The sequence below is a fragment of the Streptomyces flavofungini genome, from assembly GCF_014650815.1.
Classification (GTDB): Bacteria; Actinomycetota; Actinomycetes; order Streptomycetales; family Streptomycetaceae; genus Streptomyces; species Streptomyces flavofungini.
The window spans coordinates 339,034-359,861 of the sequence record NZ_BMVR01000004.1; the positions used below are offsets into that span (position 1 = coordinate 339,034).

General features: G+C 70.4%; 18 protein-coding genes. 12 read left to right on the forward strand and 6 right to left on the reverse strand.

Features of this window, described 5'->3' with window-relative positions; translation table 11 throughout:
* Positions 1 to 124 precede the first annotated feature (124 nt).
* Positions 125 to 703 (forward strand): YdeI/OmpD-associated family protein, encoded by a 579-nt coding sequence (locus IE274_RS11755; RefSeq protein ID WP_190115605.1) that lies wholly within the window; start codon positions 125 to 127, stop codon positions 701 to 703.
* 347 nt (positions 704 to 1,050) lie between these two features.
* On the opposite strand, the gene IE274_RS11760 is transcribed toward IE274_RS11755, so the two are convergent.
* The 3 genes from IE274_RS11760 to IE274_RS11770 all read right to left on the reverse strand — a co-directional run bounded on the left by IE274_RS11760 (position 1,051) and on the right by IE274_RS11770 (position 4,476).
* Complete coding sequence (locus tag IE274_RS11760; protein ID WP_190115606.1) at positions 1,051 to 2,517, reverse strand: catalase; 1,467 nt, start codon at positions 2,515 to 2,517, stop codon at positions 1,051 to 1,053.
* Between the two features lie 210 nt (positions 2,518 to 2,727).
* Entirely contained in the window at positions 2,728 to 3,618 is an 891-nt protein-coding gene (locus tag IE274_RS11765; protein WP_190115607.1) for a 2-hydroxy-3-oxopropionate reductase, read from the reverse strand.
* Between the two features lie 39 nt (positions 3,619 to 3,657).
* Positions 3,658 to 4,476, reverse strand: coding sequence for a TIM barrel protein (locus IE274_RS11770; RefSeq protein WP_190115608.1), 819 nt, complete (start codon positions 4,474 to 4,476; stop codon positions 3,658 to 3,660).
* A 145-nt stretch (positions 4,477 to 4,621) separates the two neighbouring features.
* On the opposite strand from IE274_RS11770, the gene IE274_RS11775 reads away from it, so the two are divergent.
* The 9 genes from IE274_RS11775 to IE274_RS11815 all read left to right on the forward strand — a co-directional run bounded on the left by IE274_RS11775 (position 4,622) and on the right by IE274_RS11815 (position 13,577).
* Positions 4,622 to 4,918: a YkoF family thiamine-binding protein gene (locus IE274_RS11775; protein ID WP_190115609.1), complete on the forward strand. Its 297-nt coding sequence runs from the start codon at positions 4,622 to 4,624 to the stop codon at positions 4,916 to 4,918.
* Positions 4,915 to 5,292, forward strand: coding sequence for a helix-turn-helix domain-containing protein (locus tag IE274_RS11780; protein ID WP_190115610.1), 378 nt, complete (start codon positions 4,915 to 4,917; stop codon positions 5,290 to 5,292). Before IE274_RS11775 ends, IE274_RS11780 begins: the two co-directional genes overlap by 4 nt.
* 169 nt (positions 5,293 to 5,461) lie before the next feature.
* Positions 5,462 to 5,974 (forward strand): 2-oxo-4-hydroxy-4-carboxy-5-ureidoimidazoline decarboxylase, encoded by a 513-nt coding sequence (gene uraD / locus IE274_RS11785; protein ID WP_190115611.1) that lies wholly within the window; start codon positions 5,462 to 5,464, stop codon positions 5,972 to 5,974.
* Positions 5,971 to 6,378, forward strand: coding sequence for a hydroxyisourate hydrolase (gene uraH, locus IE274_RS11790; protein WP_190115612.1), 408 nt, complete (start codon positions 5,971 to 5,973; stop codon positions 6,376 to 6,378). The genes uraD and uraH overlap by 4 nt, the downstream gene beginning before the upstream one ends.
* A 5-nt stretch (positions 6,379 to 6,383) precedes the next feature.
* On the forward strand, positions 6,384 to 7,355 hold the full coding sequence (pucL, locus tag IE274_RS11795; RefSeq protein ID WP_190115613.1) for a factor-independent urate hydroxylase: 972 nt from the start codon (positions 6,384 to 6,386) through the stop codon (positions 7,353 to 7,355).
* Positions 7,356 to 7,417: 62 nt separating this feature from the next.
* Positions 7,418 to 8,791 (forward strand): nucleobase:cation symporter-2 family protein, encoded by a 1,374-nt coding sequence (locus tag IE274_RS11800; RefSeq protein WP_190115614.1) that lies wholly within the window; start codon positions 7,418 to 7,420, stop codon positions 8,789 to 8,791.
* Positions 8,792 to 8,868: 77 nt separating this feature from the next.
* Positions 8,869 to 10,269: an 8-oxoguanine deaminase gene (locus IE274_RS11805; RefSeq protein ID WP_190115615.1), complete on the forward strand. Its 1,401-nt coding sequence runs from the start codon at positions 8,869 to 8,871 to the stop codon at positions 10,267 to 10,269.
* Positions 10,270 to 10,668: 399 nt separating this feature from the next.
* Positions 10,669 to 12,036, forward strand: coding sequence for a nucleobase:cation symporter-2 family protein (locus IE274_RS11810; protein ID WP_229909510.1), 1,368 nt, complete (start codon positions 10,669 to 10,671; stop codon positions 12,034 to 12,036).
* Positions 12,037 to 12,167: 131 nt separating this feature from the next.
* A complete protein-coding gene (locus IE274_RS11815; RefSeq protein ID WP_190115617.1) occupies positions 12,168 to 13,577 on the forward strand; it encodes a nucleobase:cation symporter-2 family protein in 1,410 nt (469 codons plus the stop codon).
* Positions 13,578 to 13,712: 135 nt separating this feature from the next.
* On the opposite strand, the gene IE274_RS11820 is transcribed toward IE274_RS11815, so the two are convergent.
* Complete coding sequence (locus tag IE274_RS11820; RefSeq protein WP_372447052.1) at positions 13,713 to 14,582, reverse strand: chitosanase; 870 nt, start codon at positions 14,580 to 14,582, stop codon at positions 13,713 to 13,715.
* Between the two features lie 407 nt (positions 14,583 to 14,989).
* Here IE274_RS11820 and IE274_RS11825 point away from each other — a divergent pair, with 407 nt between their 5' ends.
* A complete protein-coding gene (locus IE274_RS11825) occupies positions 14,990 to 15,634 on the forward strand; it encodes a DUF4360 domain-containing protein (RefSeq protein ID WP_190115618.1) in 645 nt (214 codons plus the stop codon).
* A gap of 127 nt (positions 15,635 to 15,761) precedes the next feature.
* Here IE274_RS11825 and IE274_RS11830 read toward each other — a convergent pair whose 3' ends face one another.
* Both IE274_RS11830 and IE274_RS11835 read right to left on the reverse strand, forming a co-directional pair.
* Positions 15,762 to 17,993, reverse strand: coding sequence for an alpha-N-acetylglucosaminidase (locus IE274_RS11830; RefSeq protein ID WP_190115619.1), 2,232 nt, complete (start codon positions 17,991 to 17,993; stop codon positions 15,762 to 15,764).
* A 122-nt stretch (positions 17,994 to 18,115) separates the two neighbouring features.
* A complete protein-coding gene (locus tag IE274_RS11835) occupies positions 18,116 to 18,718 on the reverse strand; it encodes a hypothetical protein (protein ID WP_190115620.1) in 603 nt (200 codons plus the stop codon).
* Positions 18,719 to 18,969: 251 nt separating this feature from the next.
* On the opposite strand from IE274_RS11835, the gene IE274_RS11840 reads away from it, so the two are divergent.
* The gene (locus IE274_RS11840; RefSeq protein WP_190115621.1) at positions 18,970 to 20,811 is read left to right on the forward strand and encodes an alpha-L-fucosidase; all 1,842 of its coding nucleotides are present in this window, start codon (positions 18,970 to 18,972) and stop codon (positions 20,809 to 20,811) included.
* The last annotated feature ends 17 nt before the right edge of the window (positions 20,812 to 20,828 follow it).

Consider the following 20,828-nt stretch of genomic DNA (forward strand, 5'->3'; position numbering starts at 1 on the left):
GGCAATTACTCTTCCGCCGCCGTGGACGGGGATCGTCAGTCCGGGCGCCGAACCGTCTCCGCCGTGCGGGGGAGCGGGCCGTATACCGTGGCGTGAGGTGCGTACGGAGCGAAGGAGCCCTGCCATGGAGACGTTCGACGGCCTCCCCGTCCGCGCGTTCGCCGACCGGAGCGCCCTTGAGGAGTGGCTCGACGCGCACCACGAGGACAGCCCCGGCATCTGGCTCAAGCTGGCCAAGAAGGCCTCGGGCGTCGCCTCCGTGACGATCGACGAGGTGATCGACCTGGAGCTGTGCTTCGGGTGGATCGACGGTCAGCGCCGCCGCCACGACGACACCTACTTCCTGCAGAAGATCACCCCGCGCCGCCCGCGCGGCACCTGGTCGAAGCGGAACATCGACCGGGTGGAGGCGCTGATCGCCGCGGGCCGGGTGCGGCCGCGCGGGTTCGCCGAGATCGCGGCGGCGAAGGCGGACGGCCGCTGGGACGCCGCGTACGACCCGCAGGCCGAGGCGCGCGTCCCCGACGACCTCGCGGCCGCGCTGGCCGCCGAGCCCCGGGCCGCCCGGACGTACGACGGGCTCGGCAAGACGGACCGGTTCCGGGTGATCCTGCGGCTGCAGACGGCACGCACGGACCGCACGCGGGCGGCACGCCTGGAGCGGATGGTGGCGACGCTGGCGGCGGGGGAGAAGGTGCGCTGAGACCCCGGGGACGACGAAGCCCCCGGGGCGCGACGCGCCCCGGGGTCCGGGAGTTGCTGCCGCCCGACGGCGTGCGACTGGCGGAACATGCATACGCGCCGCCGGGCGGGATTCAGGGGGGTGCCGGGACCGCGGCGGCGCGGGCGACAGTCCCCGGCCGCGCCTTCTCAGGTCGAAGGCGCGCCGGGAGACCTTCACCACCGCACTGGCTCGTCCGAGCCGCCGCGGTCCACGTCGTCCCGCCCGCCGTGGGCCACCCCTCATCCGGGTCCACGGCGCTGCGGGTCTCCGCGCAGGGGGACCGACCTCCCGTCAAGTCCCCCGCGCAGCCTGGGGGTTGGTGAACCTCAGTCGTCGCGCAGGGCGCGCACCGCCGCTTCGACGCGCTTGCCGTAGTCGGCGTCGGCGGCGTGGAAGTGGGCGAGGTTCTTCTCGATGACGTCGTCGCGCGAGACCTGCGAGAGGCCGCCCGCGATGTTCGCCACCAGGCGGGACTTCTCCTCGGCGGACATCAGCCGGTACAGCTCGCCGGCCTGGAAGAAGTCGTCGTCCTTGGTGTGGGCCGGGGCCTCGTGCGTGCCCGTGTGGCCGGTGACGGCCAGCGGGGCCGACAGGGGCTTGCCGGTCTCGGTGGGGCCGTCGTAGGAGTTCGGCTCGTAGTTCCTGCGGTCGCGGCCGTAGGCGTTGGACGCCATCAGGCCGTCGCGGCCGTAGTTGTCCGCACTGCCCCCGGGCACGGCCTTCGGCGCGTTCACGGCGAGCTGGGTGTGGTTGACGCCCAGGCGGTAGCGGTGCGCGTCGGCGTACGCGAACAGGCGGCCCTGGAGCATCTTGTCCGGCGAGGGGCCGATGCCGGGCACGAAGTTGTTCGGCGAGAACGCGGCCTGCTCGACCTCGGCGAAGATGTTGTCCGGGTTGCGGTCGAGGACCAGGCGGCCCACGCGCCGCAGCGGGTAGTCGCTGTGCGGCCACACCTTGGTCAGGTCGAACGGGTTGAAGCGGTAGTCGGCCGCGTCCGCCGCCGGCATCACCTGTACGTGCAGGGTCCAGGACGGGTTCACGCCCCGCTCGATGGCCTGGAGCAGGTCCGTCTGGTGCGAGTTGGCGTCCTTGCCCGCGAGCTCGGCGCCCTGCTCGGCGGAGAGGCAGCGGACGCCCTGGTTCGTCTTGAAGTGGTACTTGACGAAGAAGGCCTCGCCCTCGGCGTTCGTCCACTGGTAGGTGTGCGAGCCGTAGCCGTTCATGTGCCGGTACGAGGCGGGGATGCCGCGGTCGCCCATCAGCCAGGTCACCTGGTGCGTGGCCTCGGGGGCGTGCGCCCAGAAGTCCCAGACGTTGTCCGGCTCCTGCTTGCCCGTGAACGGGTCGCGCTTCTGCGAGTGGATGAAGTCCGGGAACTTGATCGGGTCCTTGATGAAGAACACCGGGGTGTTGTTGCCGACGAGGTCGTAATTGCCCTCTTCGGTATAGAACTTCACCGCGAAGCCGCGCGGGTCGCGGACCGCGTCCGCGCCGCCGAGGCTGTCGGCCACGGTGGAGAACCGCAGGAAGGTCTCCGTGCGCTTGCCCACCTCGCCGAGGAAGTCCGCGGAGGTGTACGCGGTGACGTCGTCGGTCACCTCGAAGTAGCCGTAGGCGCCCGAGCCACGGGCGTGCACGACGCGCTCCGGGATCCGCTCGCGGTTGAAGCGGGCGAGCTTCTCCAACAGGTGCTGGTCCTGGAGGAGCAGCGGGCCGCCGACACCGGCGGAGGCGGAGTTCTGGTTGTCGGCGACAGGAGCGCCGGACTCGGTCGTGAGCACACGCTGCGACATGGTGGTGGGTCGGCCTTCCGTGCTGTGGCTGCTGACGTGATGGGGAGCGTAGGGACCCCTGAGCTGCTACGTCAACAGTTTGTTGAAGTTGATGAGCGGGGTGGAGGGTTCCGGGCCGCGGCGGCGTCTGGGCGCGACAGGACAGGTGTCAACGCCGCCGCGGCCCGGAAGTCTGGGGTGCTCTCAGGCCTGCGAGGTGCGGGCCCTCGGTCAGAGCTGGGCGCCGGAGAGGCGCTCGACGGAGCGGAGCAGCGCGGAGTGGTCGAGGCCGCCGTCGCCCTGTGCGCGCAGGGAGGCGACGAGCTGGGCGACCACGGCGCCGACGGGCAGGGCCGCGCCGACGTTGCGGGCGGCGTCGGTCACGATGCCCATGTCCTTGTGGTGCAGGTCGATGCGGAAGCCCGGCTTGAAGTCCCGGTTCAGGAAGTTGTCCTTCTTGCGGGTCAGGACGGTCGAACCGGCGAGGCCGCCGTTGAGCACGTCCAGGGCCGCCGTCAGGTCCACGCCGGACTTCTCCAGGAAGACCACGGCCTCGGCGCACGCCTGGATGTTGACGGCGACGATGAGCTGGTTCGCGGCCTTCACCGTCTGGCCGGAGCCGTGCGGGCCGCACAGCACGATGGTCTTGCCGAGCGCGTCCAGGAGCGGCTTGGCCGCGTCGAAGTCGGCCTGCTCGCCGCCGACCATGATGGAGAGGACGGCCTCGATGGCACCGGCCTCGCCACCGGACACGGGGGCGTCCAGGACGCGGATGCCCTTGTCCTCGGCGGCCTTCGCCAGGTCGACGGAGGTCTGCGGGGTGATCGACGACATGTCGATGAGGAGCGCGCCGGACCTCGCGTTCTCCAGGATGCCGTCCGGGCCGTACGCGATGGCCTCGACCTGCGGGGACGCGGGCACCATCGTCACGATCACGTCGGCGTCCCCGACGGCCTCGGCGATCGACTTGGCGGCGGTGCCGCCCGCGGCGGCGAGCCGGTCGAGCTTGTCCTGCTCCAGCGTGAAGCCGGTGACGGAGTACCCCGCCTTGATCAGGTTCTCGGACATGGGCGATCCCATGATGCCGAGTCCGATCCAGGCGACCTTGGGAAGCGTGCTCATGAGGGAACCTCTCCTACTCGGTGTTTCTGTGTCAGCTGTTTAGGACAGCCAGCCGAACGACTCGGCGCTGGGGCGGTCGCCCGCCTTGTACTCAAGGCCGACCCACCCGTCGTACCCCGCCGTCCGGAGCTGATCGAGCAGCTCCTCCAGCGGCAGCGAACCGGTGCCCGGGGCGCCCCGGCCGGGGTTGTCGGCGATCTGCACATGCCCGGTCCTGGCCGCGTACCGCTCGATGACCGAGGGCAGGTCCTCCCCGTTCATGGAGAGGTGGTACAGGTCCATGAGGAACTTGGCGTTGTCGAGCCCCGTCGCGGCGTTCACCTTGTCCACGATCTCGATCGCCTTGGGCGCGCTCACGATGGGGCACTTGGGCGACTCGGGGGCGTTGAGCGCCTCGATCAACAGAACCGCGCCCACGCGAGAAGCCTCCCGGGCGGCCAACACCAGGTTCTCCAGGGCGAGTTCGTCCTGGACGGCTGGGTCCACGCCGTCGACGCGGTTGCCGTACAGGGCGTTCAGCGCCGTGCAGCCGAGCGACTTCGCGAAGTCCGCCGCCACCGCGAGGTTCGCGCGGAACTTCGCGCTCTCCTCGCCGGGGATCGAAAGGGCGCCGCGATCGGGACCCGGAAGCTGTCCGGCGTAGAAGTTCAGTCCCACCAACTGCACGCCCGCGTCCTCGATCGCCTTTCTCAGGGCGTCGAGCTCGGACCGCTCGGGGGTGGGGGCGTCGACCCAGGGCCACCACAGCTCGACCGCGCCGAAGCCGGCCTTCGCGGCGGCCGCGGGGCGCTCCAGGAGCGGGAGCTCGGTGAAGAGGATCGACAGGTTCACATTGAAGCGCTGGTCGGAGTATCCCATGGGGCTTCCGCGCTCCTTCCGTATTGCGGAAGTTCATTTCTGCTTGATGGAAGACTGCATCCGATCCGTGGAAGCTGTCAAGGGGCTCCGCCGGAAAATCGGACGGGGCCGCCTGGACGGCCGGATGCCGAGTTAAGTTGGCGCCGTGCGATTGAGAGTGGAGTTCACGACCGAGCCCTTCGACCTCGACGAGGCGCCGCCCCACGCCCTGGCCGCCCGCGACGTCATCCAGGGCGCCGACCTGGACGCCGTGGACGTCGGCCCCTTCGGCAACACCGCCGAGGGCGACGTCGACGCGGTCCTGACGGCTGTCGACGCGATGCTGCGCCGGTCCCTGGGTGCCGGCGCCACCCGCGTCTCGCTCCAGGTCAATGTGATCGCGGAGCCCGGCGGGCGGACGGATTCCGGCGACCGGGCCGAGCCGGGGGAGGTCGCCCCGTGACCGGATTCGGGGACGACCCCTTCGTCACCGCCGTCAAGCCGCTCGTGGACGCCATGGGCGGCGAAATGCTGCCGCCGGACCAGGCGGGCCCGGACGACGTGGTCCTGTCCTGGGAGGGTGCGGACGTGCTCGCGGTGCGGCTGCCGCAGCTCGCGGACTCCCTCGACCACATCCTGCTCGCCCTGGAGCGCAAGCGCGGCATGCCCCTCGCGGAGCTCGACCGCAAGGCCAAGCAGGAGGTCGTACGGATACTCGAGGCCCGTGGCGCGTTCTCCGTGCGCCATGGCGTGGAGACCGTGGCGGGCGCCCTCGGGGTCAGCCGTTTCACCGTGTACAACTACCTGAACAGGGAGAACGCCGCGAAGGGCAAGTAGCTCCGCGCCCCCGGCGCGGGGCGGCGTCACGCTGCGCGGCCAAGCCGTCACCCGGATCGCGGGGTGGCGGCTTCTTTGTTCAAATGATTTCAACAAACTGTTGACGGGATGTTGTTGAAGGTCTTAGCTGTTCCGCAGCCCGTCCAGCACATGGCCACGGAGGCACCCCGTGACTTCCCGTACGACACCGGGCCTGGCCCGGTTCAACGCCCTGCCGGAGCCGGCGGCCACCGCCGAGCTCCACGAGGCCTGCGCCTCGTCGGCCTGGGGGAGCGCACTGCTCGCCCAGCGCCCCTTCACCACCGCCGACGCCCTCTACGCAGCCAGCGACGCCGCCATGGCCGAGCTGACCGCCGACGACCTGGCCGAGGCGATGGCCGGGCACCCGCCCATCGGGCGCCCGAAGCCGGGCGACCCGACCTCGTCCCGCGAGCAGGCGGGCATGGCCGGGGCGTCCGAGGGGCTCAAGGCCGAGCTGCTCGACCTCAACCTGGCCTACCAGGACAGGTTCGGCCACGTCTTCCTCATCTGCGCCACCGGCAGGACCGGCGAGCAGATGCGGGACGCGGTCCGGGACCGGATCGGCAACTCGCCCGAGCAGGAGCGGGAGATCGTCCGCACCGAACTCGGCAAGATCAACCGCATCCGCCTGGCCCGTCTTCTGGAGGACGAGAACGCATGAGCACCGACACCACCGCATCCGTGTCCACGCACATCCTGGACACCAGCGTCGGCCGCCCCGCCGAGGGCGTCGCCATCGCGCTGGCCGCCCGCTCCGGCGGCGGCGCGGACTGGATCGCGCTCGGCGGCTCGGCCACGGACGCGGACGGGCGCTGCAAGGACCTGCCGGCGCTGCCGGAGGGCACCACCCGCGTACGGCTCGACTTCGCCGTCGAGACGTACTTCCTGAACAAGCAGGACAAGCAAGCCGAGGCGCAGCAGGACGCCCCCGCGAATCGGGACAGCGGTGCGAACGGTGTGTTCTTCCCCGAGGTGGCGATCACCTTCGCCGTCGTACCGGGCGAGCACTACCACGTACCGCTGCTGCTCAACCCGTTCGGCTACTCCGTTTACCGAGGGAGCTAGCAGACATGACAGACGATTCCCGCCGCGCCCGCCCTGTGATCCTGGGCCAGAACCAGTACGGCAAGGCCGAGAACCGGGTCGTCAAGATCACGCGGGACGGCGACACCCACCACATCAAGGACCTGAACGTCTCCGTCGCCCTCTCCGGCGACCTGGACGACGTCCACTACAGCGGCTCGAACGCCAACTGCCTGCCGACGGACACCACGAAGAACACCTGCTTCGCGTTCGCCAAGGAATACGGCATCGAGTCCGCCGAGCAGTACGGCATCCACCTCGCCCGGCACTTCGTGGACAGCCAGCCCTCCATCCACCGGGCGCGCATCCGCATCGAGGAGTACGCCTGGGAGCGCATCGCCGCCTCCGACGCCAACTCGCAGTTCATCGGCGCCGACGAGGTCAAGCACTCCTTCGTGCGCAAGGGCCAGGAGACGCGGCTCGCCCAGATCACCTACTCCGCCGAAGGCGACGGGGGAGCGAAGTTCGAGGTCCTGAGCGGTCTGAAGGACCTGACCGTGATGAACTCCACGAACTCCGAGTTCTGGGGCTACATCAAGGACAAGTACACGACGCTCAAGGAGGACTACGACCGCATCCTCGCCACGTCCCTGTCGACGTGGTGGCGGCACAACTGGTCCAGCGACGAGCAGCGCATGCCGAACTGGGAGAAGTCCTACGAGCAGGCCAAGAAGCACATCCTGCAGGCCTTCGTGGAGACCTACTCCCTCTCGCTCCAGCAGACGCTCTACCAAATGGGCACGCGGGTCCTGAACAACCGGGGCGAGATCGACGAGATCCGCTTCTCCGCCCCGAACAAGCACCACTTCCGCCAGGACCTGTCCGCCTTCGGCCTCGACAACGAGGCCAAGGACGGCGCGGTCTACTACGCCGCCGACCGCCCCTACGGCCTCATCGAGGCCACCATCCTGCGCGAAGGCACCGAGGCCAGGATCCCGGTCGACATGACCAACCTCTGACGCGGGACGCGCGCCCCGGCACCTGACGTCCGGGGCGCGCCACACCGGAGGGAACGACAGCTATGGCACCGCCCGCAATACCCGACGGGACGTCAACTCCCGTGTGTCACCCGGTGGACGAGAAGCTCCAGCCGTCGCGGCTCGTCCCCGCCGCGCTCCAGCACATCGCCGCCATGTACGCGGGCGTCGTCACCCCTCCGCTCATCATCGGCCAGGCCGTCGGCCTCGACACCGCCGCCCAGACCCGGCTGATCGCGGCCGGCCTGCTCATCGCCGGGCTCGCCACCATCCTGCAGACCCTCGGCGTCAAAGGGTTCGTCGGCAACCGCCTGCCGTTCGTGAACGCCGCCTCCTCCGCGGGCATCGCGCCGATCCTCGCCATCGCCGAGAACAGCGCGCAGGGTCATCAACTCCCCGCCATCTACGGCGCGGTGATGGTCGCGGGCGTCTTCTGCCTCGCCGTCGGGCCCTTCTTCGGGCGGCTGCTCCGCTTCTTCCCGCCGCTCGTCACCGGCGTCGTCATCACCCTCATCGGCGTGACCCTGATGCCCGTGCCCGTCACCTGGGCGCAGGGCGGCGACAAGGAGGCCGCCGACTTCGGCGACATGCGCTTCCTCGCGCTCGCCGCCTTCACGCTCGTGGTGATCCTGCTCTGCCAGCGCTTCGCCCGCGGCTTCCTCAAGCAAGTCGCCCTGCTCATGGGCCTGTTCATCGGCACGCTCGCCGCGATCCCGTTCGGCATGGCCGACTTCGCCGCCCTGAAGTCCGCGCCCGTCGCGGCCGTGCCCGAGCCGTTCGCCTTCGGCGCCCCCGAGTTCCAGCCCGCCGCGATCCTCTCGCTGTGCATCGTGATGCTCGTCCTGATGACGGAGTCGAGCGCCGGAATGCTCGCGCTCGGCGAGATCTGTGAGCGCAAGACGGACGGGAGGACCATCACGCGCGGCCTGCGCACCGACGGCATCGCCACCCTCGTCGGCCCGGTCTTCGGCGGTTTCCCCACCAGCGCCTTCGCCCAGAACGTCGGCGTCGTCTCGCTGACCCGGGTACGCAGCCGCTACGTCGTCGCCGTCGCGGGCGGCACGCTGATCGTGCTCGGCGCCTTCCCGGCGCTCGGGGCGGTCGTCAGCCTCGTACCGATGCCGGTGCTCGGCGGCGCGGGCATCGTCCTCTTCGGCTCCATCGCGGTCAGCGGCATCCGCACGCTGTCCGAGGCGGGCCTGGACGACAGCTCCAACATCATCCTGGTGGCCGTGTCGCTCGGCGCGGGCATCATCCCGCTCGCCGCGCCCGCCTTCTACGCGGACTTCCCCGCGTGGGCCCAGACGGTCCTCGGCTCCGGCATCAGCGCGGGCGCGCTCACCGCGGTCTCGCTCAACCTGTTCTTCCACCACCTCGGCACCCGTGGCGCCACCGCCACGGCACTCAAATCTTCCTAGGGTCATGCCGTGCCCGCCCCCAAGCTCTTCACGAGCAGGGGGTACCCCCTCCGCCACTCGCAGGAAAAGGAAGCACCATGGCAGCATCGGCAACCCCCGGCGGCGCCGCAGCGCGCATCGTCATCGAGAACTGCGCCATCGCGACCGTGGACGCCAACGACACCGAGTACGCCTCGGGGTACGTGGTCGTCGCGGGCAACACGATCGAGTCGATCGGCGCGGGGAAGGCTCCCGAGGGCCTGGAGAACGTCGTACGCCGCGTCGACGGCACCGGCCACCTGGCCACCCCCGGCCTGGTGAACACGCACCACCACTTCTACCAGTGGATCACCCGGGGCCTCGCCACCGACCACAACCTCTTCAACTGGCTGGTGGCGCTGTACCCGACCTGGGCCCGCATCGACGAGGAGATGGTCCGCGCCGCCGCGCAGGGCTCCCTCGGCATGATGGCCCGCGGCGGCGTCACCACCGCCATGGACCACCACTACGTCTACCCGCAGGGCTCCGGCGACCTCTCCGGCGCCATCATCGGGGCGGCCCGCGAGATGGGTGTGCGCTTCACCCTGGCGCGCGGCTCCATGGACCGCAGCGAGAAGGACGGCGGCCTGCCGCCGGACTTCGCCGTGGAGACCCTGGAGGGCGCGCTCGCCGCCACCGAGGAGACCGTCAAGAAGCACCACGACGCGTCCTTCGGCGCCATGACGCAGGTGGCCGTCGCCCCCTGCTCGCCGTTTTCCGTCTCCACCGAACTCATGAAGCAGGGAGCGGAGTTGGCGCGCCGCCTCGGCGTCCGGCTGCACACCCACGGCAGCGAGACGGTCGAGGAGGAGAAGTTCTGCCACGAGCTCTTCGGCCTCGGCCCGACCGACTACTTCGCGTCCACCGGCTGGCTCGGTGAGGACGTGTGGATGGCGCACTGCGTCCACATGAACGACTCCGACATCGAGGCGTTCGCCCGCACCGGCACCGGCGTCGCCCACTGCCCCTCCTCCAACGCCCGGCTCGCCGCCGGCATCGCCCGCGTACCCGACATGCTCGCCGCGGGCGTCCCCGTCGGCCTCGGCGTCGACGGCACCGCCTCCAACGAGGCCGGCGAGCTGCACACCGAACTGCGCAACGCGCTCCTCATCAACCGCCTGGGCGCCCACAAGGAAGCCGCCCTGAACGCCCGGCAGGCCCTGCGCCTGGGGACGTACGGCGGTGCCCAGGTCCTCGGCCGGGCGAGCCAGATCGGCTCCCTGGAAGCGGGCAAGCTCGCCGACCTGGTCCTGTGGAAGATCGACGGCATCGGGCACTCCTCGATCGCCGACCCGGTCACCGCCATCGTCTTCGGCGCCGCCGCGCCGGTGACCCTTTCCCTCGTCAACGGCGAGCCGGTCGTCGAGAACGGCCGCCTGCTGCACGTCGACGAGGACGCCATCGCCCGCGTCACGCGGGACGAGGCACAGCGACTCGCGCGCATCGCCGCGGGGAGCTGAACCCTGGATCTCCGGTCAGGGGGGACGGCCCCTGACCGGACCCGAGCAGCCGAGCGGGCTGCTCGGGTGCCGCCCCGGCACGTGGCCCAAAGCCTCACGTGCCCGGGGCGGTCAGCACTGCCTGGGCGCACCACAACTTCATAGCCGCACCCCTTGAGCACGCGCACGTCCTTGCACCATGCACCACCTCCCAGAAGCGAAAAGTTGCCGGTCCGCAGCCGGGACTGGAAAACAACCGGAGGAGCCGCAGTGGCGACCAAGCCCAGGTTCACCAAGCAAGGCAGGACCCCCGACGAAGCCGGCGCCGCGGCCGACGCCGCCGACGCGACGACGGGGCATACCAAACAGCCGGTCGACGGCGCCCCGCATCCCGTCGACGAGAAGCTGCCACCCCTGAAGATGGCCACGACCGGCCTCCAGCACGTCGCCGCCATGTACGCGGGCGTCGTCGCGCCGCCGCTCATCGTGGGCGCGGCCGTCGGCCTGTCGGCGAAGGAACTCACCTTCCTCACCGGCGCCTGTCTGTTCACGGCCGGACTCGCGACCTTCCTGCAGACGCTCGGCGTCTGGAAGATCGGCGCGCGGCTGCCGTTCGTCAACGGCGTCACCTTCGCCGGTGTCGCGCCCATGCTCGCGGTCGTCGACTCCACCAAGGACAAGGACGACGCGCTGCCGATCATCTTCGGCGCGGTGATCGTCGCGGGTCTGCTCGGCTTCATCGCCGCGCCGTTCTTCTCCAAGATGATCCGCTTCTTCCCGCCCGTGGTCACCGGCACGGTCATCACGCTCATCGGCATCTCCCTGATGCCGGTGGCCTTCGGCTGGATGCAGGGCCCGAACCCGGCGGCCGACGACTACGGCTCGACCGAGTACCTGTCGCTCGCGGGCATCACCCTGGTGATCGTGCTGCTGCTGCGCCGCTTCACGCGCGGCTTCGTGAAGCAGATCGCGGTGCTGCTCGGCCTGGTCATCGGCACGCTCGTCGCGATCCCCTTCGACGTCACGGACTTCGGGCCGGTCGCCGACGCGGACGTGGTCGGCTTCCCGACGCCGTTCCACTTCGGGGCCCCGCAGTTCGCCGCCGCCGCGATCGTCTCGCTCTGTGTCGTCATGGTCGTCTCGATGACCGAGTCGACGGCCGACATGCTGGCCCTCGGTGAGATCGTGGACCGCCCCGCCGACGAGAGGACCATCGCCGCGGGCCTGCGCGCCGACACCCTCGGCTCCGCCGTCAGCCCGCTCTTCAACGGCTTCATGTGCAGCGCCTTCGCGCAGAACATCGGCCTCGTCGCGATGACGAAGATCCGCAGCCGGTACGTCGTCGCCACCGGCGGCGGCTTCCTGGTCCTGATGGGCCTGTGCCCGATGGCCGCCTCGCTCATCGCGGTCGTGCCCCGGCCCGTGCTCGGCGGCGCGGGCGTAGTCCTGTTCGGCTCGGTCGCCGCGAGCGGCATCCAGACCCTCGTCAAGGCGGGCCTGGACAAGGACAACAACGTCCTGATCGTCGCCGTCTCCCTCGCGGTGGGCCTGATCCCCATCTCCGCGCCGGAGTTCTACCACGCGTTCCCGGAGACCGCGAAGATCATCCTGGACTCCGGCATCTCCACCGGCTGCGTCGCCGCGGTCGTCCTGAACCTGCTGTTCAACCACACCGGCAAGGGCAGCGAGGACGACGAGGTCACGGCACCGATGGAACCCGGCGGGGAGATCGCCGAACAGCGCACACACTCCTCACCCGCGGGGTCTTCCGCCGCCGGGGTGTACTGACGTAGCGTCGTGCCGCCGCCCGTATCGCGGAAGTTACTTTCCAGTCGGTCGTGTTGGCCCCGTCTCGCGTCTCAAGAACTCCCACGGGACGGGGCCGACTTCCGGCGTCACACAACGGAAGAAGCGCCACCATGAGTTCTGCACCGCCCCCCACCGGTCGACCCGCCGACGCGCAAGCGGGCGCCCCCGAAGTCCACCCGGTCGACGAGATCCTGCCGCCCGGCCGCATGCTCGTCGCGAGCCTCCAGCACGTCGCCTCCATGTACGCGGGCGCGGTCTCCGTCCCGCTCGTCGTGGCCGTCGCGGCGAAGATGTCGCCGGGGGACACCGCCGTGCTCATGGGCGGCAGCCTCCTGATGGCCGGCATCGCGACGCTGCTCCAGACGCTGGGCATCGGCACCTTCATCGGCTCGCGGCTGCCGTTCGTCAACGGCGTCTCGTTCGCCGGTGTCGGCGTGATGCTGACGGTCATCGCCACGCAGGGCGGCGTCGAGGCGGGCATGCCGGTCGTCTTCGGCGCGATCATCGTGTCGAGCGTCTTCGGGTTCCTGGTCAGTTCGTACTTCTCACGGCTCGTCCGGTTCTTCCCGCCGGTGGTCACGGGCTCCGTCATCACCCTGATCGGCGTCTCGCTCATCCCCGTCGCGTACGACTGGATCGTCGACGACTCGGCGACGGGCACGCCGGAGCCGCGCTCGATCGGCCTCGCGGGCGCCACGGTGCTCGCGATGCTGCTGCTCCAGCGCTTCACACGCGGCTTCCTCAAGCAGGTCAGCATGCTCTTCGCGATGGTCTTCGGCACGCTGCTCGCGATACCGATGGGCCTGGCCGACTTCTCCAAGCTGGACGGCGCCGACCCGGTCGGCATCCCCTCGCCGCTGCACTTCGGCGCCCCGGAGTTCAACATCCCCGCGATCATCTCGATGTGCGTCGTGATGCTGGTGATCCTCACCGAGTCGACCGCCGACATGATCGCCCTCGGGAAGATCGTCGAGAAGGACGTCGACGAGCAGACCATCGCCCGCGGTCTGCGCGCCGACGCCCTCGGCTCCGCGCTCAGCCCGCTCTTCAACGCCTTCCACGCCAGCGCGTTCGCCCAGAACATCGGCCTGGTCGTGATCTCCAAGGTGCGCAGCCGCTTCGTCGTCGCGCTGAGCGGCGCCATCCTCGTCCTGATCGGCCTCAGCCCGGCCGCGGCGGCGCTGATCTCCGTCGTCCCGATGCCGGTCCTCGCGGCGGTCAGCCTCTTCCTCTTCGGGTCGATCGCGGTGAGCGGCATGCAGACCCTGCTCCAGGCGGACCTGCACCGCGGCGACAACGCCCTGATCGTGGTCGTCACGCTGGGCGCGGGCCTGGCCCCCGCCCTCTCGGACGGCTTCTACGACGCGTTCCCCGACTGGGCGCAGATCGTCCTCGGCTCCGGCATCTCGACGGGCTGCGTCCTCGCCGTGTCGCTGAACCTGGTCTTCAACCACCTGGGGAGCGAGGGGAGTCCGGCGGCCGAGTCCCCCGCTGCCGAGGCGCCCGCGACCACCCACTGAGGCGGGTGCCGCGGCGGCGGGCGAGGTGCTCGGGGCATCCGCCGGTGCCCTGAGAGCCCCGCCCGCGCCGGGTGCTGCCTGGCTGCCTGCCGATCCGGACGGCGGCCAACCGTCGGCCGCCGATCCGGGTGTCGGCTAGCTGCCGATGTGGAACGACTCCCCGTAGACCTTCCAGTCCAGCGGCGGGTTCAGGTTCAGGTTCTTCTTGTTGAGGAACACGCGCTGCGCGGTGTCCACGCGGCTGGTGTCCTCGTGGGCCTCCTCCTGCTTCATCGCCCAGACCCGGGCGTCGAGGAAGGCGTGCAGGTAGGTGACCTCGTTGCCGCCCTGCGCCGGGGGCTTGGCCTTGGTCAGGGCGCGCTTGCGTATGTTGCTGAAGCTGGTGCTGTCGCCGCCGTCGCCGTGCATGACGATCGCGTCGTAGTAGGCGAACTGGCCGAGCGTGCCGATGCCGTCGGCCTTGCCCTGCTTGACCGCCGGGTTGAAGTAGACGCGGTCCCGCTCGTCGTTCTGGGCCTTCTGGAACGCCGAGTCCTGCGCGGCCTTCTTCCAGTCCTTGGTGAAGTTCGGGTCCAGGCCCGCGTGCGAGTCGCTGCCGTCCACCTCGCGCAGCGCGGGCAGGTACTTCGCGAGCACGTTGCCGGGCTTGCGCTGGGTGTACAGCTCGACGAGGTCGAGCATGTCGCCGGTGCCGGAACAGAAGCCGATGATGCCCGCCGTGTAGCCGCGGCCGTCGTCGATGTCCTCGATGTAGCTGTACTGCGACTTCCAGTCGAGTGAGGAGTTCTCCGCGCTGGAGACCAGCTTCATCGCGATCTCCTTCTTCGCCGGGTCGTCGAGCCCGGCGGCGGCGGAGACGGCGGGGGCGGCGCTCGCGGGCGCCGGTGCCGGGGCGGCGCCCGCGGTCTGGGTCAGGGCCAGCGAACCGGCGACCAGAGTGGCGCCGACCAGGCCGATCACGGCACGTCGCGTGGTGCGCCCATGGGGGGTGCGGTGAGCGTGCAACGGGTCCTCCAGGTGGGGGAGTTCAGCGTTCCGCTGTTCTGTTAGGAAGGTTTCCTACCAGAGTTTGGAGATGACGTATACCCGTCAAGCAAGAGTCGTCGGAGGTGTGGTGCGTCCTCGGGGCCCAGGGATCACGTCCCGGCGCGCCCCGCCGTCCAGGAGACCCGCCCCGGAAGCCCCACGGGACGCGCGACTTCGCCCATACATGGCCGGACATCGCCCTAGTCGCTGCTCACGCTGGTCCGTACTATCCCATCACCCTCAGCCTCCGCTCATCGCCCGCGGACCGCTCCCGGCCCCCGGGCGAGGGCTGAGTCAGTTCCTCCCAGCACCGCTACATCCCCCACCTCACGGCGCCGCGCCCTGCGCGCGTGCCGCCGTGGGCCGAAGCAAGAATTGGGAGAACCATGTCCGCTGCACTGCTCGCCGGTGGCGCTCTCGCCGCCCTGATCGGCGCGGGTCTGCCCGCGCAGAATCCGTCGGAGTTCTCTGATCCGCCGCCGGACAAGATCGTGATCGACGTCGCCACCGTGAACGGTTCGGGCTGCCCGAGAGGTACCGCCGCCGTCGCCGTATCCGAGGACAACACGGCCTTCACCGTCACGTACAGCGACTACCTCGCCCAGGCGGGCGGGAGTTCCTCACCCACGGCGTTCCGGAAGAACTGCCAGCTCAGCCTGATCGTCCACGTCCCCCACGGATTCACCTACGCGATCGCGAGCGCCGACTACCGCGGCTTCGCGAACCTGGAGCGCGGCGCCAAGGGCACCGAAAAGGCGTCCTACTACTTCCAGGGCTCACCGGACACGGCGGCCAAGACCCACGCCTTCAACGGCCCGGTCGCCGACAACTGGCAGGCCACCGACGAGACCGAGGTCACCCAGCTCGTCTGGGCGCCCTGCGGGAAACAGCGCAACTTCAACATCAACACCGAGCTGCGCGTCGACCTCGGCACCTCGGACCGCACCAAGACCAGCTTCATGACGATGGACTCGACCGACGGGGACATCAGCACCATCTACCGCGTGAAGTGGAAGGAGTGCCCTGCCTGATCGTGCCCCGGTGAGGCGCTGACCAGATCCTGGTGAGGGGGTCGCGCCCGCGGCGGAATCCTGCTTCCGTCCGTCCGCGGGCGCGGCGACTCACCACTTCTGCGGGGTGCCGGGAGACCCGGCGCGGTCACTCGGCCCCGGCGAGCACGGAACGCACCTGCTTCGCGATCGCGTACGTGTCCCCGGTGGGGCGGACCGCGAGGCGGCCCGGGTTCCGGGTCCAGCGGTCCTCCAGCGCGAACCAGTCGATGTCCTTCGGCGCGCGGCCCTCGTCGAGCGCGGCGCGCAGCTCGTCGAAGTACGTCTTCCAGCGCAGCCGGTACAGGCCGCCGACCAGGCCCGCCCACTCCCGGTTCGCGTAGTCCTTCAGGCCCGCGTCGGCCCCGGCGCGGGTGCCCCACACGGTCAGCAACGACAGCTGGTCGTAAGCCAGTTGGTCCCGTTCGCGGGCGTCGGCACCCCAGCCCCGGGCGTCGGCGAGCGCCCGGCCGAGGAGATGCCGGGCGTCGGTGGCCACGAGCCGGTCGAGGAGGTCGATCAGGCCGAGCCAGGTGCGGGTCAGCTCGTGGAAGCGGGCGGTGTCCCGCCGGTCGTAGGCGTCCTTGATCCGCGGCAGCAGGACCCGACTGCGGTTGGACAGGGCCTGCCGGGCCACGTCGAGCAGATCGCGGCGGTACGCGGACGACCCGCGCAACTCCCGGCGCACCGCGAGGAGCCTCCCGAGCGCGGGCTCGAAGTCGGCCGCCTCGTAGCGCAGCTTCTTCGGCGACCAGGAGGCCGCCGACGTCACCCCGAGCCCGGGCCGCGCGCCGAACAGACCGTCGGCACCCTCGGCCCACTCGTCCGCGCGCGTCGTGCCGTAGACGGTGCGGCGCAGCACGTCCCAGGCGGCCCGCGCGTGCGGGTCGGCCGCCCCGTAGCGCGCCACCGACCACGCGTCGAACCACGCCTTCAGGTCCAAGTCGCCGTCCAGCCAAGGCAGTTCGGAGAACAGGGTGAACGCCGCCGGGTTGTTGTCGGCCGCCTCCGGCATGAGCGCGATGCCGCGCAGGGTGCTGCCGTCCTTGGTGCGCCACTTCTCGTACAGCTCCGCCCAGTCCGGCGTGTTCGCGCCGAGGACCGTGTGCCCGCCGAAATTCCAGATCGAGCCGAAGGTGTACGGCGTAGAGCCCCAGTCGGACTCGCGGTCGGTGACCGTGGGGAAGCGGTCGCTGAGCCCGTCGACGACGAGCATGCGGGACTTGTCGACGGCGTCCGTGATGGCCTTCGGCGGATTGTGCTGCCAGCCCAGGATCACCCAGAGCGCGCCCGGGTGGGCGGTCCGCAGCGCCTTCTCGACGCTCTTCGCGGCCTCGCCGACCGGCACGTCACCGGGCTTGCCGCCCTCGTGCAGCAGGTCCATCTTGTACATCGTCGACGGGCCGATCAGCTCGTCCTGCACCCGGTAGAACGCGGCGGCCACGCGCGCGAACGCGTCGGTGCGCGGGTCCAGCCAGTCCGGCCGCGCGAAGCCCACCCAGTCGCCCTGCGGCACGGTCGCCGCCCCCGGATTGCGGTCGGCGAAACCGGGCGGGACGGTGCCGAAGTAGCCGGGCAGGACCGCCGTCATGCCCAGCTCGCGGGCCCGGTCGGCGATGCGGCGGCCGAGGCGGGCGCGCTTGGCGAGCAACTGCCGCGACACGGGGTGCGGGAAGGACGACATGTTCTGCAGCAGCCACCACGGCTGGTGCGCGGGACCCGGCACCCAGGCCCGCAGCTCCTCGTCGTCGTACCCGAACTCCTGAAACGTCCGGTGATAGACGGCGTCGGCCCCGGCGTACACCAGGACCTCGTTGTAGCCGTGCAGGGCGAGTACGTCGAGTTCGTGCTCCCAGTAGGTCCAATCGGCGTAGGCGTTCACATAGCCGTCGTTGGTGTCGTTGAGGACGAAGCGGTGCGGGACGTCGGCGCGCCGGGTGACGGGGGCGCCGGGGTCGGGGAGCGTCGCGGGGAGGTCGAGCTGGTCGCCCGCCCAGGTGATCGAGGCGTGCGCGGTGTGCTGCAAGTAGTGCCGCAGACCGGTGAGTTGGACGGCTGCGGTGGGTCCCGAGACGACGACGCGACCGCGCTTTCCGGACACCCGGAAGGCGTCGTCGCCCGGCACCGTCTTGAACGTGATCTGCTCCCAGTGGTCGGGGAGCAGCCGCCGCGCCGCCGCGGTGGCCGCGGCGGCGGGCCCGGCCCCGGAGCGCGTACTGACCGAGACGCCGGGCGCTGGGCCGCCCGCGCCCTGCGACGAGGCGGGCGAACAGGCCACCGCGGCACCGGCGGTGCCGGCGAACGCGGTCAGGACGGTGCGACGGCGGGGCGGGTGCGGCATGCGGGGCTCCGGGGGGTCGGGGCGGGTGGCGGGTACCGAAGTGACTCTTGCCCGGCCCCGCCCCGTTCCGTAACCCTCTGGCCGGAGGTTGCTCTGCCCGTCACCGTGCCGTCGGCCGCCGTTCAGGCCGCGGGCTGCGTCCGCCGGAAGTAGTCGTTGCCGCTGCCGTCCGGCCAGGCGAAGGTGAGCTGCCCCCCGCTGAGCCGGGCCGTCCCCGCGGCCGACTCACCCATGCAGGTCGCGCGGATCACCATGGCCGAAGTGATGCTGCCGGGGCAGGACTTGCCGCCGGACGCCATGTTCATCGAGGTGCCGTTGATGGTGAGGACGATGAGCCGCCCGCCGGTGCCGCGCCGCACGTGGTACCAGGTGCCCTGCACGGACTGCGGCCCGGAGGCGGGGCGCGTGGTCTTCTTCGGGGGCACGGCGGGGGCGCTGGCGCGGGGCTTGGTGGGGGTGGCCGCGGCGGTCGGGCGGCTGGTGCGCGTCGGCGTCGGGGAGGCGGTCGTCTTCTTCGTACGGCTCGGGGTGGGCGACGCGGTCTTCTTGCCGTCGGCCTTCTCGCCCTCCTCGGCGCCCTTTCCGTCGTCCTTCGCGGGCTCCTCCACGGAGCCCGTGGAACCCGACGCGCCCTTGTCGCTCTTCTCGTCGTCACCTCCGCATCCGGTGAGCGCGAGGGCGAGCACGGCGGTGACGCAGGTGGCAACGGCAGGTATTCGACGCACAGAGAAGTCCTGAATTCCGGGTCTGGTGGGGGGACTTGGAGGAGCCTGCCACACGCCGGAACGCGAGATCCAGGGCCACCAAACATGTTCCCGGGATTACTTCGACTGCACCCCGGACCACCTCGATTCATCGGATCAGCAGGCACCGTACGCCCCAACTAATCCCCAGGAGGGTCCCGTTCCTCCCATTGACATCGGATGTATCTGCTCCTACGTTCCCGAGCGTTCCGTCAACGAACAGGAGCCCGCACATGCGTCGCAGAGTCCCCACGCTCGCCCTGCTCCTCACCGCGGCCCTCGCGGCCACGGCCCTCCCGACGGCCACCGCCGCGCCCGCCCCGGAGCAGTCCGCCCCCGACAAGTCGCCCCGGCCGACCATGGGCCCCGGCACCGACCACGCCGCCGACGACCCCTTCACCGCCGACCGCACCAACTGGTTCCGGCAGGACCGCTTCGGCATGTTCATCCACTTCGGCGCGTACTCGAACCTGGAGGGCGAGTACCGGCGCCCCGACGGCACCGTGTGCCGCAACGCCGAGTGGATCCAGCGCCAGTGCAAGATCCCCAAGGACGCCTACGAGAAGCAGGCGCAGGCCTTCGACCCCGCGGACTTCGACGCGAAGGCGGTCGTGCGGGCGGCCAAGGACGCGGGGATGAAGTACATCGTCATCACGTCCAAGCACCACGAGGGCTACGCGATGTGGCCGACGAAGGTCAACTCCTGGAACCTGCGCGACCATTCGTCGTTCGACAAGAACCGCGACATCCTCGCCGAACTGAAGAAGGCCGCCGACGAGGCGGGCATCAAGCTCGGCTTCTACTACTCGATCTGGGACTGGCACGACCCGGACTTCGCGGACCCGGCGACCTTCCCGAAGTACGAGAAGCGCATGTACGCGCAGCTCAAGGAGCTGGTCGACAACTATGACCCGGCGCTGCTGTGGTTCGACGGCGAGTGGGACACCGAGGACCCGCACAACCCGTGGACCTCGAAGGACGGCGAGCGCCTGGAGTCGTATCTGCGCGGCCTGAACCCCGACCTCGTCATCAACAACCGCGTCGGCAAGCGCCGCGTGGTCGACGGCGACTACGGCACGCCCGAGCAGGAGATCCCCGACGCGCCGGTCGACGGCCAGCTCTGGGAGTCCTGCATGACGCTCAACGACAACTGGGGCTTCGCCCGCTACGACCAGAACTGGAAGTCGAGCACGAGCCTCGTCCGCAATCTGCTCGCCACCACGTCCCGCAGCGGCAACTACCTCCTGAACGTCGGCCCCGACGCGCGCGGCCGCGTCCCGCAGCCGTCCGTCGACCGCCTCAAGGAGATGGGCACCTGGCTGCGCACGGCGGGCCAGGGCGAGGCGGTGTACGGGGCGCGCTACGGCGGGCTGGTCGCGGAGCCGAAGTGGGGTGCGGTGAGCCGCAAGGGCGACAAGCTGTACGCGGCGGTCACGCAGTGGCCCGGGGCGGGCAAGCCCCTGCACCTGACCGCGCGCACCGACTTCAAGGTCACGTCGGCCCGCGTGCTCGGCAGCTCCCAGCGGGTCACCGTCACCCGGTCCGGCGACGGCTTCGACGTGACCCCCTCCGGCGCCGCGACGAACCCGACCGCCACCGTGATCGAACTGACCGTGGACCCCGGCCGCACGGCCCGCCCCGGCAAGGGCAGGGGCCTCAAGCAGGAGATCTTCGACAACCCGGAGCTGTCCGGCACCCCGAAGGTCACCCGCACCGACCCGACGGTCAACCACGCCTGGAAGTTCGGGGGTTCACCGGCCGTGTCCATCCCCTCCGACCGCTTCGGCGTCCGTTGGACGGGCTCGGTCGAGCCGCGCCGCACGGAGACGTACACCCTCACGACGGTCTCCGACGACGTGGTCCGCGTCTGGATCGACGGCAAGCTCGTCATCGACTCGTGGAATCCGCACGAGCCGAAGGTCGACAAGGCGCAGGTGGCACTGACGGCCGGGAAGCGCCACAGCATCCGCGTCGACTACGCGGAGAACACCGGTGAGGCGCACATGAAGCTGCTGTGGTCGAGCCCGAACCAGTCCCAACAGGTCGTTCCCAGAACACAGTTGTTCACGCGGTAGAACGTTCGTTTTGGAAC

Coding starts and splice junctions, on each gene's coding strand:
- IE274_RS11755 (WP_190115605.1), top strand. CDS start 125: ATGGAGACGTTCGACGGCCTCCCCGTCCGCGCGTTCGCCGACCGGAGC.
- IE274_RS11760 (WP_190115606.1), bottom strand. CDS start 2,517: ATGTCGCAGCGTGTGCTCACGACCGAGTCCGGCGCTCCTGTCGCCGAC.
- IE274_RS11765 (WP_190115607.1), bottom strand. CDS start 3,618: ATGAGCACGCTTCCCAAGGTCGCCTGGATCGGACTCGGCATCATGGGA.
- IE274_RS11770 (WP_190115608.1), bottom strand. CDS start 4,476: ATGGGATACTCCGACCAGCGCTTCAATGTGAACCTGTCGATCCTCTTC.
- uraH (WP_190115612.1), top strand. CDS start 5,971: ATGAGCACCGACACCACCGCATCCGTGTCCACGCACATCCTGGACACC.
- pucL (WP_190115613.1), top strand. CDS start 6,384: ATGACAGACGATTCCCGCCGCGCCCGCCCTGTGATCCTGGGCCAGAAC.
- IE274_RS11800 (WP_190115614.1), top strand. CDS start 7,418: ATGGCACCGCCCGCAATACCCGACGGGACGTCAACTCCCGTGTGTCAC.
- IE274_RS11805 (WP_190115615.1), top strand. CDS start 8,869: ATGGCAGCATCGGCAACCCCCGGCGGCGCCGCAGCGCGCATCGTCATC.
- IE274_RS11810 (WP_229909510.1), top strand. CDS start 10,669: ATGGCCACGACCGGCCTCCAGCACGTCGCCGCCATGTACGCGGGCGTC.
- IE274_RS11815 (WP_190115617.1), top strand. CDS start 12,168: ATGAGTTCTGCACCGCCCCCCACCGGTCGACCCGCCGACGCGCAAGCG.
- IE274_RS11825 (WP_190115618.1), top strand. CDS start 14,990: ATGTCCGCTGCACTGCTCGCCGGTGGCGCTCTCGCCGCCCTGATCGGC.
- IE274_RS11830 (WP_190115619.1), bottom strand. CDS start 17,993: ATGCCGCACCCGCCCCGCCGTCGCACCGTCCTGACCGCGTTCGCCGGC.
- IE274_RS11840 (WP_190115621.1), top strand. CDS start 18,970: ATGCGTCGCAGAGTCCCCACGCTCGCCCTGCTCCTCACCGCGGCCCTC.